Annotated in this window: 16 protein-coding genes; 13 read left to right on the top strand and 3 right to left on the bottom strand. The window is 38.0% G+C overall.

The window, feature by feature from the left end; genetic code table 11:
- Window positions 1-118 precede the first annotated feature (118 nt).
- The 12 genes from obgE to NNJ85_RS03110 all read left to right on the top strand — a co-directional run bounded on the left by obgE (window position 119) and on the right by NNJ85_RS03110 (window position 10,010).
- Window positions 119-1,144 carry a GTPase ObgE gene (gene obgE, locus NNJ85_RS03165; protein ID WP_254473476.1) on the top strand — a complete coding sequence of 342 codons (1,026 nt, stop codon included), beginning with the start codon at window positions 119-121 and terminating at the stop codon, window positions 1,142-1,144.
- Between the two features lies 1 nt (window position 1,145).
- Window positions 1,146-2,285, top strand: a complete 1,140-nt coding sequence (gene proB, locus NNJ85_RS03160) for a glutamate 5-kinase (protein WP_254473921.1) — start codon at window positions 1,146-1,148, stop codon at window positions 2,283-2,285.
- 42 nt (window positions 2,286-2,327) lie between these two features.
- Entirely contained in the window at window positions 2,328-3,584 is a 1,257-nt protein-coding gene (locus tag NNJ85_RS03155; RefSeq protein ID WP_254473919.1) for a glutamate-5-semialdehyde dehydrogenase, read from the top strand.
- Window positions 3,585-3,613: 29 nt separating this feature from the next.
- Window positions 3,614-4,207, top strand: coding sequence for a nicotinate-nucleotide adenylyltransferase (locus NNJ85_RS03150; protein WP_254473474.1), 594 nt, complete (start codon window positions 3,614-3,616; stop codon window positions 4,205-4,207).
- Window positions 4,208-4,275: 68 nt separating this feature from the next.
- Window positions 4,276-4,722, top strand: coding sequence for a ribosome silencing factor (gene rsfS, locus NNJ85_RS03145; protein ID WP_254473472.1), 447 nt, complete (start codon window positions 4,276-4,278; stop codon window positions 4,720-4,722).
- A 1-nt stretch (window position 4,723) separates the two neighbouring features.
- Window positions 4,724-5,206 (top strand): 23S rRNA (pseudouridine(1915)-N(3))-methyltransferase RlmH, encoded by a 483-nt coding sequence (gene rlmH, locus NNJ85_RS03140; protein ID WP_254473470.1) that lies wholly within the window; start codon window positions 4,724-4,726, stop codon window positions 5,204-5,206.
- A 134-nt stretch (window positions 5,207-5,340) separates the two neighbouring features.
- Entirely contained in the window at window positions 5,341-6,585 is a 1,245-nt protein-coding gene (locus tag NNJ85_RS03135; protein ID WP_254473468.1) for a murein hydrolase activator EnvC, read from the top strand.
- Complete coding sequence (locus NNJ85_RS03130; protein WP_254473466.1) at window positions 6,575-7,885, top strand: S41 family peptidase; 1,311 nt, start codon at window positions 6,575-6,577, stop codon at window positions 7,883-7,885. Before NNJ85_RS03135 ends, NNJ85_RS03130 begins: the two co-directional genes overlap by 11 nt.
- A 40-nt stretch (window positions 7,886-7,925) precedes the next feature.
- Window positions 7,926-8,447 carry an RNA pyrophosphohydrolase gene (locus NNJ85_RS03125; RefSeq protein WP_254473464.1) on the top strand — a complete coding sequence of 174 codons (522 nt, stop codon included), beginning with the start codon at window positions 7,926-7,928 and terminating at the stop codon, window positions 8,445-8,447.
- 110 nt (window positions 8,448-8,557) lie between these two features.
- A complete protein-coding gene (locus tag NNJ85_RS03120; protein ID WP_254473462.1) occupies window positions 8,558-9,118 on the top strand; it encodes an invasion associated locus B family protein in 561 nt (186 codons plus the stop codon).
- A 261-nt stretch (window positions 9,119-9,379) separates the two neighbouring features.
- A complete protein-coding gene (locus tag NNJ85_RS03115; RefSeq protein WP_254473461.1) occupies window positions 9,380-9,673 on the top strand; it encodes a YggT family protein in 294 nt (97 codons plus the stop codon).
- A 22-nt stretch (window positions 9,674-9,695) separates the two neighbouring features.
- The gene (locus tag NNJ85_RS03110; RefSeq protein ID WP_254473460.1) at window positions 9,696-10,010 is read left to right on the top strand and encodes a DUF167 domain-containing protein; all 315 of its coding nucleotides are present in this window, start codon (window positions 9,696-9,698) and stop codon (window positions 10,008-10,010) included.
- Window positions 10,011-10,068: 58 nt separating this feature from the next.
- On the opposite strand, the gene ppa is transcribed toward NNJ85_RS03110, so the two are convergent.
- The 3 genes from ppa to mgtE all read right to left on the bottom strand — a co-directional run bounded on the left by ppa (window position 10,069) and on the right by mgtE (window position 14,812).
- Complete coding sequence (ppa, locus tag NNJ85_RS03105) at window positions 10,069-10,593, bottom strand: inorganic diphosphatase (RefSeq protein WP_254473459.1); 525 nt, start codon at window positions 10,591-10,593, stop codon at window positions 10,069-10,071.
- Between the two features lie 65 nt (window positions 10,594-10,658).
- Complete coding sequence (gene typA / locus NNJ85_RS03100; protein WP_254473458.1) at window positions 10,659-12,485, bottom strand: translational GTPase TypA; 1,827 nt, start codon at window positions 12,483-12,485, stop codon at window positions 10,659-10,661.
- A 950-nt stretch (window positions 12,486-13,435) separates the two neighbouring features.
- Entirely contained in the window at window positions 13,436-14,812 is a 1,377-nt protein-coding gene (mgtE, locus tag NNJ85_RS03095; protein WP_254473457.1) for a magnesium transporter, read from the bottom strand.
- A 906-nt stretch (window positions 14,813-15,718) separates the two neighbouring features.
- Here mgtE and NNJ85_RS03090 point away from each other — a divergent pair.
- Window positions 15,719-17,743 carry a M3 family metallopeptidase gene (locus tag NNJ85_RS03090; RefSeq protein WP_254473456.1) on the top strand — a complete coding sequence of 675 codons (2,025 nt, stop codon included), beginning with the start codon at window positions 15,719-15,721 and terminating at the stop codon, window positions 17,741-17,743.
- Window positions 17,744-17,904: the final 161 nt, after the last annotated feature.

Raw genomic sequence — 17,904 nt, 5'->3', positions numbered from 1 at the left:
TTTCTCAAAGAGTTATCAGCGATCATGGCAGTTTTTCTGTTATCAATGATGAAAAACTGGTAAAATTAATATATTGCCTATAGAGGTAGAGAAATTGATTCCTCAGTGAGTGCTTCCAATGAAATTTCTTGATCAAGCTAAAGTTTATATTCGTTCTGGGAATGGAGGTTCTGGAGCAGTATCATTTCGCCGTGAAAAATTCATAGAATTTGGGGGGCCTGATGGAGGGAATGGAGGACGGGGTGGTGATGTTTGGGCTCTTGTTGTTGATGGACTTAACACGTTGATTGATTATCGCTACCAACAGCATTTTAAAGCAAAAACAGGAGGCCATGGTAAAGGGCGTAATATGACGGGTGAGAAGGGTGATGATGTCATCCTTAAAGTTCCGGTTGGGACGCAAATTTTTGAAGAAGATAATACAACGTTAATCTGTGATTTAACAGAAATAGGACAGCGTTATCGCCTTGCTAAAGGAGGAAATGGCGGTTTTGGCAATCTTCACTTTACAACTTCGACAAATCGGGCACCACGTCGTGCAAATCCAGGTTTGGCTGGAGAAGAGCGTGCAATATGGCTTCGTTTGAAGTTAATTGCTGATGCGGGGCTTGTTGGTTTACCCAATGCCGGAAAATCAACTTTTTTAGCTTCTGTAACGGCGGCAAAACCAAAAGTTGCAGATTATCCTTTTACCACTCTTCATCCTCATCTTGGTGTTGTACGTATTGATGGTCGTGAATTTGTTTTGGCTGATATTCCGGGGTTAATTGAAGGAGCCCATGAAGGGGTTGGAATTGGAGACCGTTTTTTAGGACATGTGGAGCGTTGTCGCCTACTCCTTCATTTGATTTCTGCTCAAGAAGAAGATGTTGCAAAAGCATATAAGATTGTGCGTCATGAACTTGAGGCATATGGAAATAATCTAAGTGATAAAACTGAAATTGTTGCTTTAAGCCAGATAGATACTCTCACGATTGAAGAGCGTGAAGCTAAATGGGAAACTTTGCAAAGAGTAGCAGGACAACCTGTGATGATGTTTTCTGCCGTGAGTCGTGAAGGTTTAGAAAATGTACTGCGTGCTGGTGCACATATTATTGAGATGTCACGCAAAGAGGAGAGGGGTGAGGATAGCTGGATTGATTGAGATGACTGTTGGATTGCAAAAACTCACACACTATAAACGTATCGTGGTCAAGATTGGATCTGCACTTTTGGTTGATCCTCAGATAGGTTTACGCGTTGAATGGCTTAAAAGCTTGATCAATGATGTTGTTGAATTGCACAAAGGAGGCGTAGAGATATTATTGGTGTCTTCAGGCGCTATTGCTTTAGGAAGAACATTACTACAGCTCCCGAAAGGAGCTTTGAAATTGGAAGAAAGTCAGGCATGCGCTGCTTTAGGACAAATTGAATTAGCAAAAACCTATGGAGATGCGCTTGCTCAACATGGGCTCAAAACAGGTCAAGTTTTGCTCACTTTATTTGATACGGAAGAGCGAAGGCGTTACCTCAATGCACGTGCGACGATTAATGTGCTTTTACGTTTTGGAGCAGTGCCCGTTATTAATGAGAATGATACTGTTGCGACAAATGAAATTCGTTATGGTGATAATGATCGTTTAGCTGCACGTGTGGCAACAATGATGGGAGCAGATCTTTTAATACTTTTATCTGATATTGATGGTCTTTATACAAAGTCTCCTCATAATGATCCGATGGCTGAATTTATACCCTTTGTTGCATCCATTACCCATGATATCGAAAAAATGGCAGATGTTGCTGCTTCAGAGTTTTCACGGGGAGGAATGAAGACTAAGCTTGATGCTGGAAAGATAGCGAATGCTGCTGGAACGGCGATGATTATTACTTCAGGTAAACGTATGAATCCTCTGGCGGCAATTGATAGAGGCGAACGCAAGAGTTTTTTTGCGGCCGGTGAGAAATCTGTTAGTGCTTGGAAAACATGGATTTCTGGTCATTTAGATCCGTCTGGTATTTTGACGATTGATCAAGGAGCCATTAAGGCCCTTGAATCAGGAAAATCATTATTAGCAGCAGGGGTTATTGCTGTTGAGGGAAATTTCCATCGTGGAGATACGGTTGCCATTGTTGATACAAATGGGGTTGAGATTGCGCGTGGACTTGTAAGTTACGGTAAAGATGAAGCTGTACGTATTATAGGGCGTAAAAGCGAAGAAATAGAATCTATTCTTGGATATGAGGCACGTTCTGCTATGGTACATCGTAATGATATGATTGTACGCTGCTTGATCAATTCTGTTTAAAAAAGTTACTTTTTTTATTGTTTTGGTAGAATGAATGATACGATGACTTTAGAAGAACAAATGAAAGATATGGGGAAAAAAGCACGCTCTGCCGCTGCAGCGTTGGCTGTTGCTTCTTCTGAGCAAAAGAACAATGCGTTGGAAATGATTGCTTTAAGCTTAGAGGCTCATTCAGATGAAATTTTACGGGCGAATTGTCTGGATTTAGAGAAGGCTGTTCAGAATAATTTGAAAGCCGCAATGGTGGATCGGCTCAAATTAGATGAGTTACGTTTGGGTGTAATGATAGATAGCGTTCGCCAAGTTGTTCGTTTATCTGATCCTGTTGGGCAGGTTATGAGTGCGTGGACACGCCCCAATGGGCTTCATATAAGTCGTGTACGGACTTCGCTTGGTGTGATTGGCATTATTTATGAGAGTCGCCCGAATGTTACAATTGATGCGAGTGCTTTGTGCTTAAAAGCGGGCAATGCTGCGATTTTGCGTGGTGGTTCGGATAGTTTTCATTCTTCACATGCTCTTCATTGCGCGTTGGTACAAGGTTTAGAGCGCTCTGGTTTACCGAAAGATGCGATTCAAATGGTTGACACGACAGACCGCGCTGCTGTTGGGGAAATGCTCAAAGGATTGGATGGGGCGATTGATGTGATCGTGCCACGTGGTGGAAAGAGTCTTGTTGCGCGTGTTCAGTCTGATGCGCGTGTTCCAATTTTTGCTCATTTAGAGGGGCTTTGTCATATTTATATTGATCAATCGGCCGATTTAGAAATGGCACGCAATATTGTTTTAAATGCGAAGTTGCGGCGGACAGGGATATGCGGTGCTGTTGAGACAGTTCTCATTGACAACAGGGCATTAAAAAAATTTCTTCCTGTTTTGACTGCTTTACAGGAGAGGGGGTGTGAAATACGTGCCACAGAAGATATTGCGTTTCTTCTGCCAGATATAAAACTAGCCTCTGAAGAAGATTGGTCACATGAATATCTTGATGCTATTCTTTCTGTTAAAACGGTTGAGGGAGTTGAGGGAGCCATTGCTCATATTAAGCGTTATTCCTCAGGACATACGGAATCGATTATTGCTGAGGATATGGAAGTGGTGGAGAATTTTTTTAATCATTTGGATTCAGCTATTTTATTGCACAATGCGTCCACACAATTTGCAGATGGAGGTGAATTTGGTTTTGGAATGGAAATTGGTATCGCAACAGGAAAAATGCATGCACGTGGTCCCATAGGTGTTGAACAACTAACATCATTTCAATATCATGTTAGAGGAAATGGTCAGGTTAGAGCTTGAAAAATCCATTTTTTCCATGGAAAGATCGTATGCCACATGTTGAAAGATCCAATGTTGTGGGTCTTTTTGGTGGTTCTTTTAATCCGCCGCATGCGGGGCATCTTCTTGTTGCAAAAATTGCTATTCGGCGTTTACATCTTGATCAGTTATGGTGGATGGTTAGTCCAGGAAATCCTTTAAAGGATTGTACACAGTTACTCCCTTTAGAGGAGAGAATGCGATTAAGTTTTAAACTTATTGATCATCCGAAAATTCGCTTAACAGGTTTTGAGCAGGCTATAGGAAGCAAAGTATCAATCGATACGATTTTTCATATTCTGACCCATTACAGTGACGTAAATTTTGTATGGATTATAGGGGCAGATAGTTTTACAACGATACATCATTGGTATCGATGGCGTGATATTATCTCAATGCTTCCTATTGCAATTATTGATCGTCCTTTAGGCAATAAGGCAGCCCTCTCTTCTCCTATGGCACACATTTATCACCAGTTTCGTTTAGATGAAAGAGAAAGTGAACGATTACCTTTTATAAAGCCACCCGTTTGGACTTATTTGCATGGCCCTTTATCTTTTCAATCTTCAACAAACCTTCGTTTGAAGAAGAATGATTTTTCTTGAACAATTTATAAGATTCTGCTTTTCTTTAGAGAAAGCTTTTTTACATACTACAAAAATAAGAAAGGAATATGGATCTGAAAAACGTTGTACAAAATCACTCTTACGATCTTATACCCTTAACAGAAAAAAAAGTTTTTTCTGTTAAGGAAAGCCTTGAAACTATTCTCAAGAGTCTGGAAGATACAAAAGCAGAAGATATTGTTGCTATTGATATTCAAGGAAAGACATCTTTAGCTGATTATATGGTCATAGCTTCGGCAAATTCGCAGCGTCATGTATCTTCTATTGCCGATCATTTGTTACGCACTTTGAAAGACAGTGGGCAGGGGAAAAATAGTGGGCAGGGCTTTGCGCGTGTAGAAGGGCTTTCTGGAGGTGATTGGGTATTGATTGATACGGGTGATATTATCATTCACCTTTTTCGTCCAGAAATTCGTCTTTTTTATAATTTAGAAAAAATATGGATGGCTCCAGATTTAAATAATACATCATCGGTTCTCTTCGGAGATCATTAAAATGCAAATTTCTATTTTTGCAGTTGGTCGTATGAAAAGTGGAGCGGAGCAAAAATTGGTTCAGCATTATTTGGATCGTTTTTCTAAAAGTTCTGGAGCTGTAGGATTTCATTTAAAAAAATTACAGGAGATACCAGAAAGTCGCGCTCAAACAGCATGTCAACGTATGGAGGAAGAGGGAAGGAGACTTATTGAATTTTTACCTGAAAAATGTCGATTAATTGTGTTGGATGAGCGTGGAGAGTCGATTTCTTCAGCTGCTTTTACTGAAAAATTAGGATGTTATCGTGATGAAGGCGTTCGCGATGTCGTCATTGCTTTGGGGGGGCCTGATGGTCATAATGAACAAATAAGGAATCGCGCTGATTTTCTTTTATCTTTTGGTTTTATGACGTGGCCACATCAAATCGCACGCATTCTTCTTACAGAACAACTTTATCGTGCTGTAACAATTGCAAATCATCATCCATATCACCGTTTTTAAATATTTTTGTTCAATTTTTAGCACTTATTTATATATTTATTAATATAGTTTTAGCTGACACCACTTAAAACATCTCTCGTGTATACGATGAGGTATCATGGTTTTTGCAAATGAAAAGGCTTCTTCATAGAAAGATGCAATATTTATATGGGGAATGCGTGATATTTGTCATCCTATTCTTGAGTATGTTTTTTTACTTTTCTGTATCGCATGCGGAAGATACAATGAGGAGTACAGAAGTACATAAAGAATTGGGAGAAATTCGCCAAAATATTTCACTTTCGCGTGAGCGTGTTGTTATTCTTACGCGTCAGGTTGAGCATTTAAAAAAAGATCAACGTGTTTTGAGTGATGCACTCATAAAAGCTGCTCAAGAAGAACGTAAGGTTGCGGATGATATTGCTGAAAGGGAAGAAAAGCTTAAAAAAATGATAGGAAAGCGGGTAAAAGTCTATCAAAATTTAAAAAGTCGTCGCGCTGAATTTGCAGAAGTTCTTGCAATTTTAGAACGTATGGGCTGGAATCCACCTCCAGCTCTTATGATACAGCCAGAGGATGTGTTGGCTTCTATGCGCAGTTCTGTATTATTAGGGACTGTCATTCCTCAGATGCAAGAGAAAACACGAGATTTAACAGAAAAACTCAAAGAATTGACCAATTTAAGCAATTCCATTACTACGGAATATACGGTGTTAAAGACAAAACTGCAAAGTCAAGCAGAGCAGCGAAAACGTTTAGAGCTATTATTAGACAAGAAAAACAAACTACAAAAAAAATCAGAAAAAGAACTTACAGAACAGCAGCAAAAAAATATTGCTCTTGTTAAAAAAGCACAGTCTTTGGAAGAATTGATTTTAGAGCTTGACCGTCAGTCAAAATTTAGTTCTGATTCATCAATACAGATACGGAAAAGTTTACAATTGCTAGAGCAGTTCAATTTTGAAAGCCGAAAAGGTTCTTTACTTTTTCCTGTTTCAGGAAAAAGAATTCGATATTCTCATAAGAATTCGCAGATTACGCGTTTTGGTGAGACGATAGAAACAGAGTCAGGAGCTATTGTTATAGCGCCTGCGGATGCTTTTGTTGCTTTTGCTGGGCCATTTCGTTCTTACGGACAGTTAATCATTCTCAATGTTGGAAATGGTTATCATATCATTCTTACCGGAATGTCGAAAATTAATGTAAAACAGGGGCAGTTTGTTCTTTCAGGCGAGCCTCTGGGTATGATGGGGATGCAATTTATTGCAAATAGTGTCGCATTGGATATAGGAAAAGCTGCTCCAATGCTTTACATTGAGTTTAGAAAGCAGGGAAAGCCTGTAAATCCAACTCCTTGGTGGCAGACTGAAAAAATGAGAAGGAGCCAAAATGATTCGTAAAGTTATTCTTTTGGTCGCTGGGGTATTGCTCGGCGCCTGTTCAATGATTATGGTGCAGTCTGTTGCTGCGAATAATGAAGATGACGCATATAAAAAGTTGGCCATATTTGGCGATGTTTTTGAGCGCGTGCGTAAGCAATATGTCACAGTTCCAGATGATAAAAAGCTTATTGAAAATGCTATCAATGGCATGCTCACATCACTAGATCCCCATTCATCTTATTTGAATGCTGAAGAAGCTAAAGATATGAGAGATTCTACAAAAGGAGAATTCGGAGGTCTTGGTATTGAGGTCACTATGGAAAAAAACTTAATTAAAGTTGTTTCACCGATGGATGATACTCCCGCTTCAAAAGCAGGTATTCTCGCAGGAGATTTGATTTCAAAAATTGACGATGTACAAACAAATGGTCAAACATTGAATGAAGCTGTTAATAAGATGCGAGGGGCTCCTGGAACGTCAATAACCTTGACAATTATTCGTTCTGGCGTTGATAAGCCATTTGAAGTTAAGATTATTCGTGATATTATCAAGGTGAAAGCGGTGAAATATCGCGTTGAGGGTGATATTGGATATTTAAGAGTTATCCAGTTTTCTGAGCAGACATTGAGTAATCTTCTGGCAGCAATTAAAGATATTCAATCTAAAATTCCTGAGGATAAACTAAAAGGTTACGTCCTTGATTTGCGGCTTAATCCTGGTGGACTTTTAGATCAAGCTGTTAATGTTTCGAGTGCTTTTCTCAATAAAGGTGAGATTGTGTCGACTCGTGGACGCAAAAAGAGTGATGTAACGAGATTTGATGCCAAGCCTGGAGATGTCACCAATGGAAAACCACTCATTGTGCTGATTAATGGTGGTTCGGCAAGTGCTTCTGAAATTGTTGCAGGTGCTCTACAAGATCATCGACGTGCAACAATTTTAGGGACGCAGTCTTTTGGTAAAGGATCTGTTCAAACGATTATTCCTTTGGGTGAAAATGGCGCTTTACGTTTAACAACAGCACTTTATTACACGCCATCTGGCACTTCTATTCAAGGAACAGGAATTACACCTGATATTATTGTAGAGCAACCACTTCCTGAAAAATATAAGGGTTATGATGTAAAAGTTGGTGAGTCTGCATTAAAAGGGCATATCAAAGGGAAACGAGAAAGCAATAAAGGATCTGGTTCAGCTGCTTTTGTTCCGAAAGACCCTAAGGATGATATTCAATTGAATGAGGCTTATAAATTGTTACGGGGTGAGATGGCAAATGCAGCATTTCCACCAGATCCCAATAAGGATATATTAAAGTGAGAAATGATATAGATAGCTTGTGCGCTTTTGAGGAATATAAATGGATGCAGATGTTAACTTGAAGACTCTTCCTTATCGCAAATGTGTTGGAATTGTTGTCTTTAATCATGAGGGTAAAGTTTGGGTTGGGCGTCGTTTAATGACGCCAGCTCATGCGGATATTGATGGATCTCGTCGTTGGCAGCTTCCTCAAGGAGGAATTGATGAAAATGAAAAGCCATTAGATGCAGCATATCGAGAACTTTATGAAGAAACGGGTATTCGATCTGTAAAGTTGATTAAAGAAGCACAAAATTGGTTCCATTATGATTTTCCACAAGAACTTGTTGCGTGCACATTAAGCAATAAATATCGTGGACAAACGCAAAAATGGTTTGCTTTCCAGTTTACGGGAGAGCTTTCTGAAATTGTGATTAATCCGCCACCAGATGGTAATAAAGGGGAATTCGATCAATGGAAATGGATTGATCTAGAAGCTCTCCCTTCGATTGCTGTTTCTTTTAAAAAGCATGTTTATATGAGAGTTGTCAGCGAATTTCGAGGTAGCCTTAAGTCATTATAAAAGCTATATGACTATGAGAAAGCTTTTTTTATGAAGATGCTTTATATGATGTATATTATTTGTATATGATAAACATGCTTCTCTTATATGTAAAGAACAGGAATGTGAAAATGAAAAAGTTATTTAATTTACTGATAGTTTGTGCTCTCTTGAGTATTTCATCCGTTGCATTTGCAACAAATTCAAAGCCTTCTGCAGCAAAAGATGCAGCAGCAACATTGCCAAATGGAGCTTCTTCTTTGACTGAAACCTATGGCTTGTGGACTATTAACTGTGGGTTACAAGAAGGAAAAAAAGTTTGCTTTATGCACCGTCAAGAAGTGAATGAGCAGGGGCGTGTTGTTGTAGCTATGACTCTTATTCTAAATGCTGAGGGTGTTGTATCGGGTAATTTAACAGTTCCTTTTGGCATTTTGGTTTCTAAGCCTGTTCGTTTACAAGTTGATGAAGGAAAAGCTGTTATTGAAACCGGTATTCGGACTTGTGTACCAGCAGGTTGTATGGTTCCGGTCGTTTTTGACAAAAATCACGTAGCAGCTTTACGTGCTGGAAAACAATTAAAGTTAGCGATGACAATTGCTGCAGCAGGTGAACCACCTTTGAATGATTTATTTGTTCAGCTAAATGGTTTTAGTAATGCCCTTAACCGTTTGACTGCTTTGCAGAAATAATTTTAAAAATAAAATAAAAGCGGCCTTAAAAGTCCGCTTTTATTTTGTGCGTATAGCCTGAACATTAAAACGATAAGATTTAAAATTAATCTTATAATTTCGTGCTTTTAAAGTTTTCAGATTATTTTCTGTTTCTTCTATTTTCATTGCACTATTTTTAATTGAGATTTTGAAATATAAAACGATTATTCAATATACAGATTCATTTTAATAAAGGTTTTCTATACGCTTTTCTGTTTCCTTGATTGAAAGGGATAACGCATGGTTTATGCATTGCTTCAAACACTTGATTGGATTTTTGATCTTTATATTTATATTTTAATCGCTAGTGTCATTTTTTCTTGGCTTTATGTCTTTAATATCATAAATTCGCGCAATCGCTTTGTTGTTTTGATAGGAAACTTTCTATATCGCCTTACAAATCCCGTTCTAAGCCCTATCCGGCAGATTTTACCGAATTTGGGAACAATTGATATTTCACCTATTGTGGTGTTCATTATTATTTATTTTATTCGTAATTTCATGTGGCGAGCTTACGTAAATATGTATTTATAGAAGTATGATTTAAGGTAGATACATGTTTTATCAAGTTGATAAAAATAACTTGATTTTGTTTGTATATCTCATTCCCAAATCATCCGTTGACAAAATAATAGGGATTGAAAGTAAGGATGGTGAGAAACAATATCTGGTTATACGCCTTCGTGCTGTTCCTGAAGATGGAAAAGCAAATAAAGCTCTCATTAAATTTCTTGCGAAGCAGTGGAAAATTCCACCTTCTTCTATTTCTCTGACAAGCGGTGCAACATCTCGCTACAAACGGCTTCACTTTTCAACACATTTAGAGGAGCTAAAGCAGATATGGCAATCCTTTGGAGATTGTATCTCGTAGAAAAATAAATAATAAAGCCTATTTTTTAATAGGCTTTATTATATTAAAATTGTTATATTTATTTATTGCGTTCAACGGCTTGCTTAATGAGTTCATGCGCGAAGTTCTTATCACGCCACCCTTCAATTTTAGCCCATTTTCCAGGTTCCAAATCTTTATAATGCTTGAAGAAATGTTCAATTTGTTTGAGTGTAATCTCAGGCAGATCTGTATAGTCATGAATATTGATATAACGTTTTGTTAATTTTGGCGTTGGAATGGCAATAATTTTTTCATCTTTACCACCATCATCTTCCATCATTAGAGCCCCGATGGGGCGAACATTGATCACACAACCAGGCATAAGTGGACGGGTATTACAGATAAGCACATCAATAGGATCACCATCATCTGAAAGCGTATGAGGGACAAAACCATAATTTCCAGGATAAACCATTGAGGTATGAAGAAAACGATCAACGAATAATGCGCCCGACTTTTTATCCATCTCATATTTTATTGGTTGACCACCAAGGGAGACTTCCACAATAACATTAATATCTTCTGGCGGGTTTTTGCCTACGGGTATTTCCTTAATATTCATAGAGACATCCTTTCTGGGATAAAGTGAGGCTTACAATCAAATATTTGACCAAAGAGATTATGAAATTAGCTTGAAATTGATGCCCGTGTTTTTTCAAAACGTTTACGTTCATTGGGATCAAGATAAAGTTTGCGGAGCCGAATATTTTTAGGGGTAACCTCCACAAGTTCATCATCTTGTATCCACGATAGGGCACGTTCTAATGTCATTTTAATGGGAGGCGTTAACTTTACGGCTTCATCTTTTCCAGAAGCACGCATATTGGTGAGTTTTTTTCCTTTTAACACATTGACTTCTAAGTCGTTATCGCGTGAGTGGATACCAATAATCATCCCTTGATAAACTTTCACACCGGCGTCAATGATCATAGGTCCACGATCTTCAAGATTAAAAAGAGCATAAGCGACAGATTCACCGTTGTCATTTGAAATCATAACACCATTAACACGACCAGCAATGTCTCCTTTATAAGGTTCATAAGCATGGAAAAGGCGATTCATAATAGCTGTACCACGGGTGTCCGTTAAAAGTTCAGACTGATAACCAATGAGTCCTCGGGTGGGCGCATAAAAAACAAGGCGGATACGATTGCCTCCAGAAGGGCGTAATTCCACCATTTCACCTTTACGTTCAGACATTTTTTGTACAACAGTACCGGAATATTCTTCATCAACATCGATAACAACTTCTTCTATTGGCTCAAGAGTTATTCCATTTTCACCCTTTTGCATCACAACACGTGGACGTGAAACACTAAGTTCAAATCCTTCACGGCGCATATTTTCAATGAGAACTGCAAGTTGTAATTCTCCTCGTCCTGAGACGTAGAAAGAATCCTTATCAGCTGATTCTTCAATTTTAAGCGCAACATTGCCTTCTGCTTCTTTTAACAAACGGTCACGGATGACACGACTTGTTACTTTATCTCCTTCCGTTCCGGCAAGGGGACTATCGTTGACGAGAAAACTCATCGTAACAGTAGGAGGATCAATGGGTTGGGCAGTCAAGGATTCGTTGACAGCTGGATCACAAAAGGTATCCGCAACGGTACCTTTTTGTAGACCTGCAATCGCAACGATATCACCAGTACTTCCTTCTTCAATAGGTTGCCGTTCTAGACCACGAAATGCTAAAATTTTCGAGATACGCCCAGTTTCTAAAAGTTTTCCATCTTGCCCAAGAACCTTAACATTTTGATTGGGCTTTAGAGAGCCGGAATGAATACGACCTGTAATAATTCGTCCCAAAAATGGATCTGCTTCAAGAATAGTTCCAATCATGCGGAATGGTCCTTCTGCAACACGAGGAGAAGGAACATGCCGCGTCACGAGATCAAATAAAGGTCCCAACCCTTGATCTTTTGGCCCCTCTGGAGCTTCAGCCATCCATCCATCGCGCCCAGACCCATAAAGAATGGGAAAATCAAGCTGTTCGTCGGTTGCATCAAGAGCGGCAAAAAGGTCAAAGACTTCATTAATGACTTCATCAACGCGTGCATCAGGGCGGTCAATTTTATTAATAGCGACAATAGGGCGCAATCCTACTTTTAATGCTTTACCAACGACAAATTTTGTTTGTGGCATGGGTCCTTCAGCAGCATCAACAAGTACGATGGCGCCATCAACCATGTTTAGAATACGCTCAACTTCTCCACCAAAATCGGCATGTCCTGGTGTATCAACAATATTAATTCGGGTATCTTTCCAAACGACAGATGTCACTTTCGCTAGAATTGTAATTCCACGCTCTTTTTCAATATCATTTGAATCCATCATACGTTCGCTTGTACGCTGATTATCCCGGAAGTTTCCTGATTGCTTGAGAAGTCCATCTACAAGCGTTGTTTTCCCATGGTCAACGTGGGCAATGATGGCAATGTTACGCAATTGCATAAATTTTCTTCTTTTCGTTTAATGAAATTTCATTTGAGGCAAAGTTTTTATGTTCTTTGCCTGACTATTAAAAAGACCTTTTACATGTTTTTTTATAATTTTGGAAGATGGAGGCCATATTTTTATGGCAAAATGATTCCTTCAAGTCTTTAAGACTCTATAAAGGCTCAATTTCTGGAGTTTTTTAATCAACATCCAGATTTAATACAACCGCATATTTGAGATAAATATGGAGACAATTAAGAATTTTATAAGAAGCATTAACTTTTCTAGGATAGTTTAAAGAAAGAGTTATGATCTTGGTTGATTGATGAAATGCAAATACAGCCAGATTTATAAATAATATGAAGGTATTAAAAGAAAGTTCTCTTCTTTACCGTTATTTTAATTCACAGTTATGCTTTCAAAAGCATCTCAAAAAATACAATTTAAACCATTAAGATTGGTGTCTTGCCTACACTTATTATCTTCTTTTAAAGAGAGATACCCTATATCCTTATCCATTTCATGATAAGATCAATGAATGCTATAATATACGTCAAGGGTGTATTATAAATGCCCTTGTGAAGCGTATAAAGCCCATTGATGACCCCTATAATTATTCTTTCTCAGCTGTCAATATTGCGACAGCTTTTATATTTTGAAAGAAGACATAAGAAATCTTTTACTCCTTTCTTGAATAATTTTCCATCCATACATTCATTACGTTTGTGACAGGCAAGAAAATGACTTTAATTGATACAATACGAGAATAAGAAGATTTATGATGAGGTAATTTTATGGCATGCGGCGCTATTATTTAATATCAAAACGATGAATTATCATTATAAAAACAATATGGTACCTATGAAATGATGCGATAGAAAACAAATAATAGGCTTGTTTTCTTATGGAAAAATCTAGTGAGATGACAAGATCTTTCCATAAGGGTATGTTTTTACGTTACATGTTTAAAGAAGAGTTCCTGACAAAATGAGGGATGCTACAGAAAAATAGATGATAATGCCCATGACATCGACTAGAGTTGCCACAAAAGGGGCAGAAGCGCTTGCTGGATCAAATTTTAAACCTTTAAGGATAAAGGGCAACATAGAGCCAGAGAGAGAGCCGAAGGTAACGATGCCGACTAAAGCTGCTCCTACTGTTGTTGAAACAGCAATCCAATGTTGTCCATAGTCATAGATACCGAGTTGTTGCCAAAGAGCGATGCGCGTAACACCAATAATTCCGAGTAAGAGACCAAGGGATAGGCCTGTTGGAATTTCACGAATGATAACTTTCCACCAGTCTTTCAGTGTGAGTTCACGTAAAGCCAACGCGCGGATAATAAGGGATGTCGCTTGTGAACCGGAATTTCCTCCTGAACTCATAATGAGGGGAATAAACAGTGTAAGAATAATTGCTTTTTCAAGTTCTGTTTCGAAATGTTGCATAGCGCTTGCGGTCAGCATTTCACCGATAAAGAGTAAAGCGAGCCAGCCGCCGCGTTTTTTCATCATTTCAGGAAACTTGATTTGCATATAAGGCTTATGAAGTGCTTCCATACCCCCAAATTTATAGGCATCTTCATTCATCTCATCGACCATCGTATCAAGCACATCGTCAACGGTTACAATGCCAATGACATGATTATTTTCATCAACGACGGGCACAGAGAGAAGGTCATGGCGCTGGAAAAGGCGCGCAATATCTTCATGATGTGTGAAAGGCGATATTGTAATGGGTGAATCATGGGTCGGGACATTAAGAATTTGTTCATCAGGTGAGGCAAGAATAAGGTTACGCAGTGAAACAGCTTTGAGAAGAGTCCCTTTTTTAGGGTCAATCACATAGCTGGTATAAACTGTTTCACGTGTTCGCTCGACCTCACGAATGTGATCCAAAGTTTTTTGTATGGTCCAATTTGAAGGAATCGCTATAAACTCTGTTGTCATCAGTGCTCCTGCTGTATGATCGGGATAACTGGTGAGTTTTTTAAGTTCAGCGCGCGTTAAGGGTTTAAGTAAGGCATAAAGCCGCGTGCGGGTTTCTTTATCCATTTCTTGGAAGACATCTGTAGCAGCATCTGCAGACATACCATCAAGAATTTCAACTGTACGATTGATGGGGAGAAGTTCTAAAATAGCAACAGGCTGTTCAAGCTCTGGTTTATCAAAAAGTTCGATAACATATTCAAGAGGCAGAAGACTAAGAATAGTGACACGTTCCATGATATCAAGGTCATTGATAATATCAATAGAGTCAGCGAAATGCAGACTTTTTAATTTTTCAGCGAGAGCTTCAGGAGAAAAATTTTTGAAGTCGAAGGTCGTTTTGATTTCAGTCATGATAAAATACCTCCTGAAAAATTGGAGAGTTATATTTAGATAAGATGATGAGATAAAAAAATAAAAGTTTATGGAAGATCGAAAAAAACCTCCCCAACAATATTTCCAATTGTTAATATTTTAAGTAAAGTCAAGGATAAAGTATACGTTATAAACAAGTTTCTAAAATCGCTGAAAGCAAGAATACAGCCTAATTTCAGGATAATATGAAGACGTAAATGTAAAAATCAGTTCTCATTTTTACCATCATTTCTTTAGTGCAATTTTCGAAAGAATTAAGAGTAATAACTTTTAAAGAATAGAGATTATGCCTTTTTCAAATTTTTGTTTTTTTACGTTTTTTACGGGGTTACACCTCAAAAAAACAGAATATACTTGTGTTGCAAATTCATACGCTTGTTTTAAAGAAATATCTCTCGAGACACGTCACACCCATTGCATGAAGTTATGCGTAAATGGTATAAAATCCATAAAAGAATACTATCTTTACGTTTAAATAAAAGGCAAAAGCCAAGATCATTAGACTATTTTTTAGTTCTCAATATTAAAATTAGCTCTTATGTTTTAAAAGTTCATAAGAAGCATTTTTATCAAGAGGCAATTTCATTGTGTTGTGCGAGTAAATAAGCTTTATTGTTAATATGGTTTAAAATGAAACGATCCTATGCTATTCGTTTTTCTCATTCAATATAAAAAAACAATAAATTATCATTATAAATCAAAGATTTTGTTTGATAATTGTAGAAATTCTTATTTTTATTGATTTCATGAAGCTAAAGATATTCCTTATTCAATAGAGCTTTGAAAGGTAATTTTGAAAGGCATGAAATAGTCTTAGTATATTATCAATTTGTGTCGTAAAGATAATTATTGCAGCTAAAATTTATAATGGAGACATACAATATTATGACAAAAGCAGCAGTGCTGGATTGGAAAGGATTTTCAGGTCTTCCTGATTTTTCTTCTATAAGAGATGAAGATTTCAAACCCGCTTTTGAACAGGGACTTCAAGAAGCCGAAGAAGAATTAGAGGCGATTGCGATGGTGCAAGAACCACCAACGCTTGAGAATTTTTTGCAACCTTTTGAGCTTTGTGGCAAAGCGCTTGATCGTGTCTGTTCAATATTTTTCTTGCGTGCCAGTTCTCATACGAATGCGTTGATTCAACAGCTCGAACAAGAGTTCGTTGTAAAACTTTCCCGTTATTCTTCAAAAATGATGATGGATGCTCGGATATTTGCAAAAATAGATGCACTTTATCAACAGTCGCAGCAGGGCATATTTGAGAGTGAAACAACACGTGTTCTTGAATTATGGTGGAAAAAGTTCGTTTGTCATGGTGCAAAACTAGACAATAAAGCTCAGAAACGGCTTATAGAAATTAATGAAAGACTTGCTTTTTTAAATGCTACTTTTGGACAGAATGTCTTAAACGATGAAGCTGAATGGATTCTATTTTTAAAACAAACAGACTTATCTGGTTTACCGGAAGATCTCATTGCTTCAATGAAGGAAATTGCGTGCGAAAGAGGCTATGAAGAAGCTTATGCGTTAACACTAGCACGCTCGATTGTTGAACCTTTTTTAAAATTCTCTGATCGTCGTGATTTGCGTGAGGTTGCATTCCAAGCTTGGGCTAAACGTGGTGAAAATAATAACAAGAATGATAATCGTCCCCTTATTTTAGAGATTGTTGCACTTCGAGATGAGCAGGCTAAATTATTGGGATATAAAACTTTTGCAGATTTGAAACTCGATAATACCATGGCTAAAAGCGTTGATTCTGTTATGGATTTACTGATGCCTGTATGGGAGCGCGCAAAAGCAAAGGCTTCTGCTGAGCAAATTGAATTACAAAATTTTTCCAATAATCAAGGAAGCAATGAATCTTTAGCCGCTTGGGATTGGCGTTATTATGCTGAAAAGCTTCGCACTGAAAAATTTTCTTTCGATAGCGCTGAAATTAAATATTATTTTCAACTTGATCGTGTGATTAAAGCGGCTTTTGGGGTAGCAGAAAAACTCTTTGGCGTTACTTTTGAAGAAAAAAATGCTGTTGCACTTTGGCATCCTGATGCACGTTTGTGGGAAGTAAAGAAATTTGATGGGAGTTTACTTGGGTATTTCATTGGTGATTATTTCGCACGCTCTTCAAAACGTTCTGGTGCCTGGATGAGCCAATTGCAATCGCAACATAAATTGGATGGCAGTCAAAAACCGGTTATCTACAATATTTGTAATTTTGTTAAACCCTCTAAAGGGGAGGTGGCACTTTTATCACTTGATGATGCCCGTACACTTTTCCATGAATTTGGGCATGCATTGCATGGTTTGCTTTCTGATGTCACATGGCCCTCTGTAGCGGGAACATCTGTTTCACGTGATTTTGTTGAACTTCCCTCTCAACTTTATGAACATTGGTTAACCGTACCAGAGGTTTTAAAATCTTATGCTATACATACAAAAACAGGGCATCCGATGCCACAAGAGTTAATCAATAAAGTTTTAGCGGCGCAGACATTTAATGCGGGATTTTCTGCGGTTGAATTTATCTCATCAGCTCTCGTGGATATGGCTTTTCACCAAGGAGAAACAGTCACGGATCCAACAATTTTTGAACATAAAGAATTAGAAAAGTTGCAAATGCCTGATACAATTATTATGCGTCATCGTCCCTCACATTTTATGCATGTGTTTGCAGGGGATGGTTATGCTGCTGGATATTATTCTTATATGTGGTCGGAAGTACTTGATGCTGATGCTTTTCAAGCATTTGAAGAAACAGGTGATGTCTTTAATTCAGAGCTTGCTGATCTTTTAAAGCGTTTTATTTATTCTGCTGGGGGAAGCCGCGATCCAGAGGAACTGTATAAAGCTTTTCGGGGACGGATGCCTTTACCAGAGGCAATGATCAACAGACGTGGACTATAAGCTATAATGGCATGGTTAACACCATGCCGTTTTTATCTTATCCGAAAGATGCAGTTACGAGTTATGAAAATCTTCTCTTTATTTAAGTTTCTGTAAACAGTATTTTTTTTTATCTTATTCTCTTTTCGTTTATGGGGAAATGAGATTTTGTATTTTAAACA

Source organism: Bartonella sp. B1098 (genome assembly GCF_944896145.1).
GTDB lineage: Bacteria > Pseudomonadota > Alphaproteobacteria > Rhizobiales > Rhizobiaceae > Bartonella.
This window is presented reverse-complemented; position numbering and strand designations above follow the sequence as displayed.

Bases quoted from the DNA above. Each gene is read 5' to 3' on its own strand.
- rlmH (WP_254473470.1), top strand. From the start codon at position 4,724: ATGCAAATTTCTATTTTTGCAGTTGGTCGTATGAAAAGTGGAGCGGAG.
- mgtE (WP_254473457.1), bottom strand. From the start codon at position 14,812: ATGACTGAAATCAAAACGACCTTCGACTTCAAAAATTTTTCTCCTGAA.
- NNJ85_RS03150 (WP_254473474.1), top strand. From the start codon at position 3,614: ATGCCACATGTTGAAAGATCCAATGTTGTGGGTCTTTTTGGTGGTTCT.
- NNJ85_RS03120 (WP_254473462.1), top strand. From the start codon at position 8,558: ATGAAAAAGTTATTTAATTTACTGATAGTTTGTGCTCTCTTGAGTATT.
- NNJ85_RS03115 (WP_254473461.1), top strand. From the start codon at position 9,380: ATGGTTTATGCATTGCTTCAAACACTTGATTGGATTTTTGATCTTTAT.
- NNJ85_RS03135 (WP_254473468.1), top strand. From the start codon at position 5,341: ATGCAATATTTATATGGGGAATGCGTGATATTTGTCATCCTATTCTTG.
- rsfS (WP_254473472.1), top strand. From the start codon at position 4,276: ATGGATCTGAAAAACGTTGTACAAAATCACTCTTACGATCTTATACCC.
- NNJ85_RS03090 (WP_254473456.1), top strand. From the start codon at position 15,719: ATGACAAAAGCAGCAGTGCTGGATTGGAAAGGATTTTCAGGTCTTCCT.
- NNJ85_RS03130 (WP_254473466.1), top strand. From the start codon at position 6,575: ATGATTCGTAAAGTTATTCTTTTGGTCGCTGGGGTATTGCTCGGCGCC.
- NNJ85_RS03125 (WP_254473464.1), top strand. From the start codon at position 7,926: ATGGATGCAGATGTTAACTTGAAGACTCTTCCTTATCGCAAATGTGTT.
- NNJ85_RS03155 (WP_254473919.1), top strand. From the start codon at position 2,328: ATGACTTTAGAAGAACAAATGAAAGATATGGGGAAAAAAGCACGCTCT.
- ppa (WP_254473459.1), bottom strand. From the start codon at position 10,593: ATGAATATTAAGGAAATACCCGTAGGCAAAAACCCGCCAGAAGATATT.
- proB (WP_254473921.1), top strand. From the start codon at position 1,146: ATGACTGTTGGATTGCAAAAACTCACACACTATAAACGTATCGTGGTC.
- obgE (WP_254473476.1), top strand. From the start codon at position 119: ATGAAATTTCTTGATCAAGCTAAAGTTTATATTCGTTCTGGGAATGGA.
- typA (WP_254473458.1), bottom strand. From the start codon at position 12,485: ATGCAATTGCGTAACATTGCCATCATTGCCCACGTTGACCATGGGAAA.
- NNJ85_RS03110 (WP_254473460.1), top strand. From the start codon at position 9,696: ATGTTTTATCAAGTTGATAAAAATAACTTGATTTTGTTTGTATATCTC.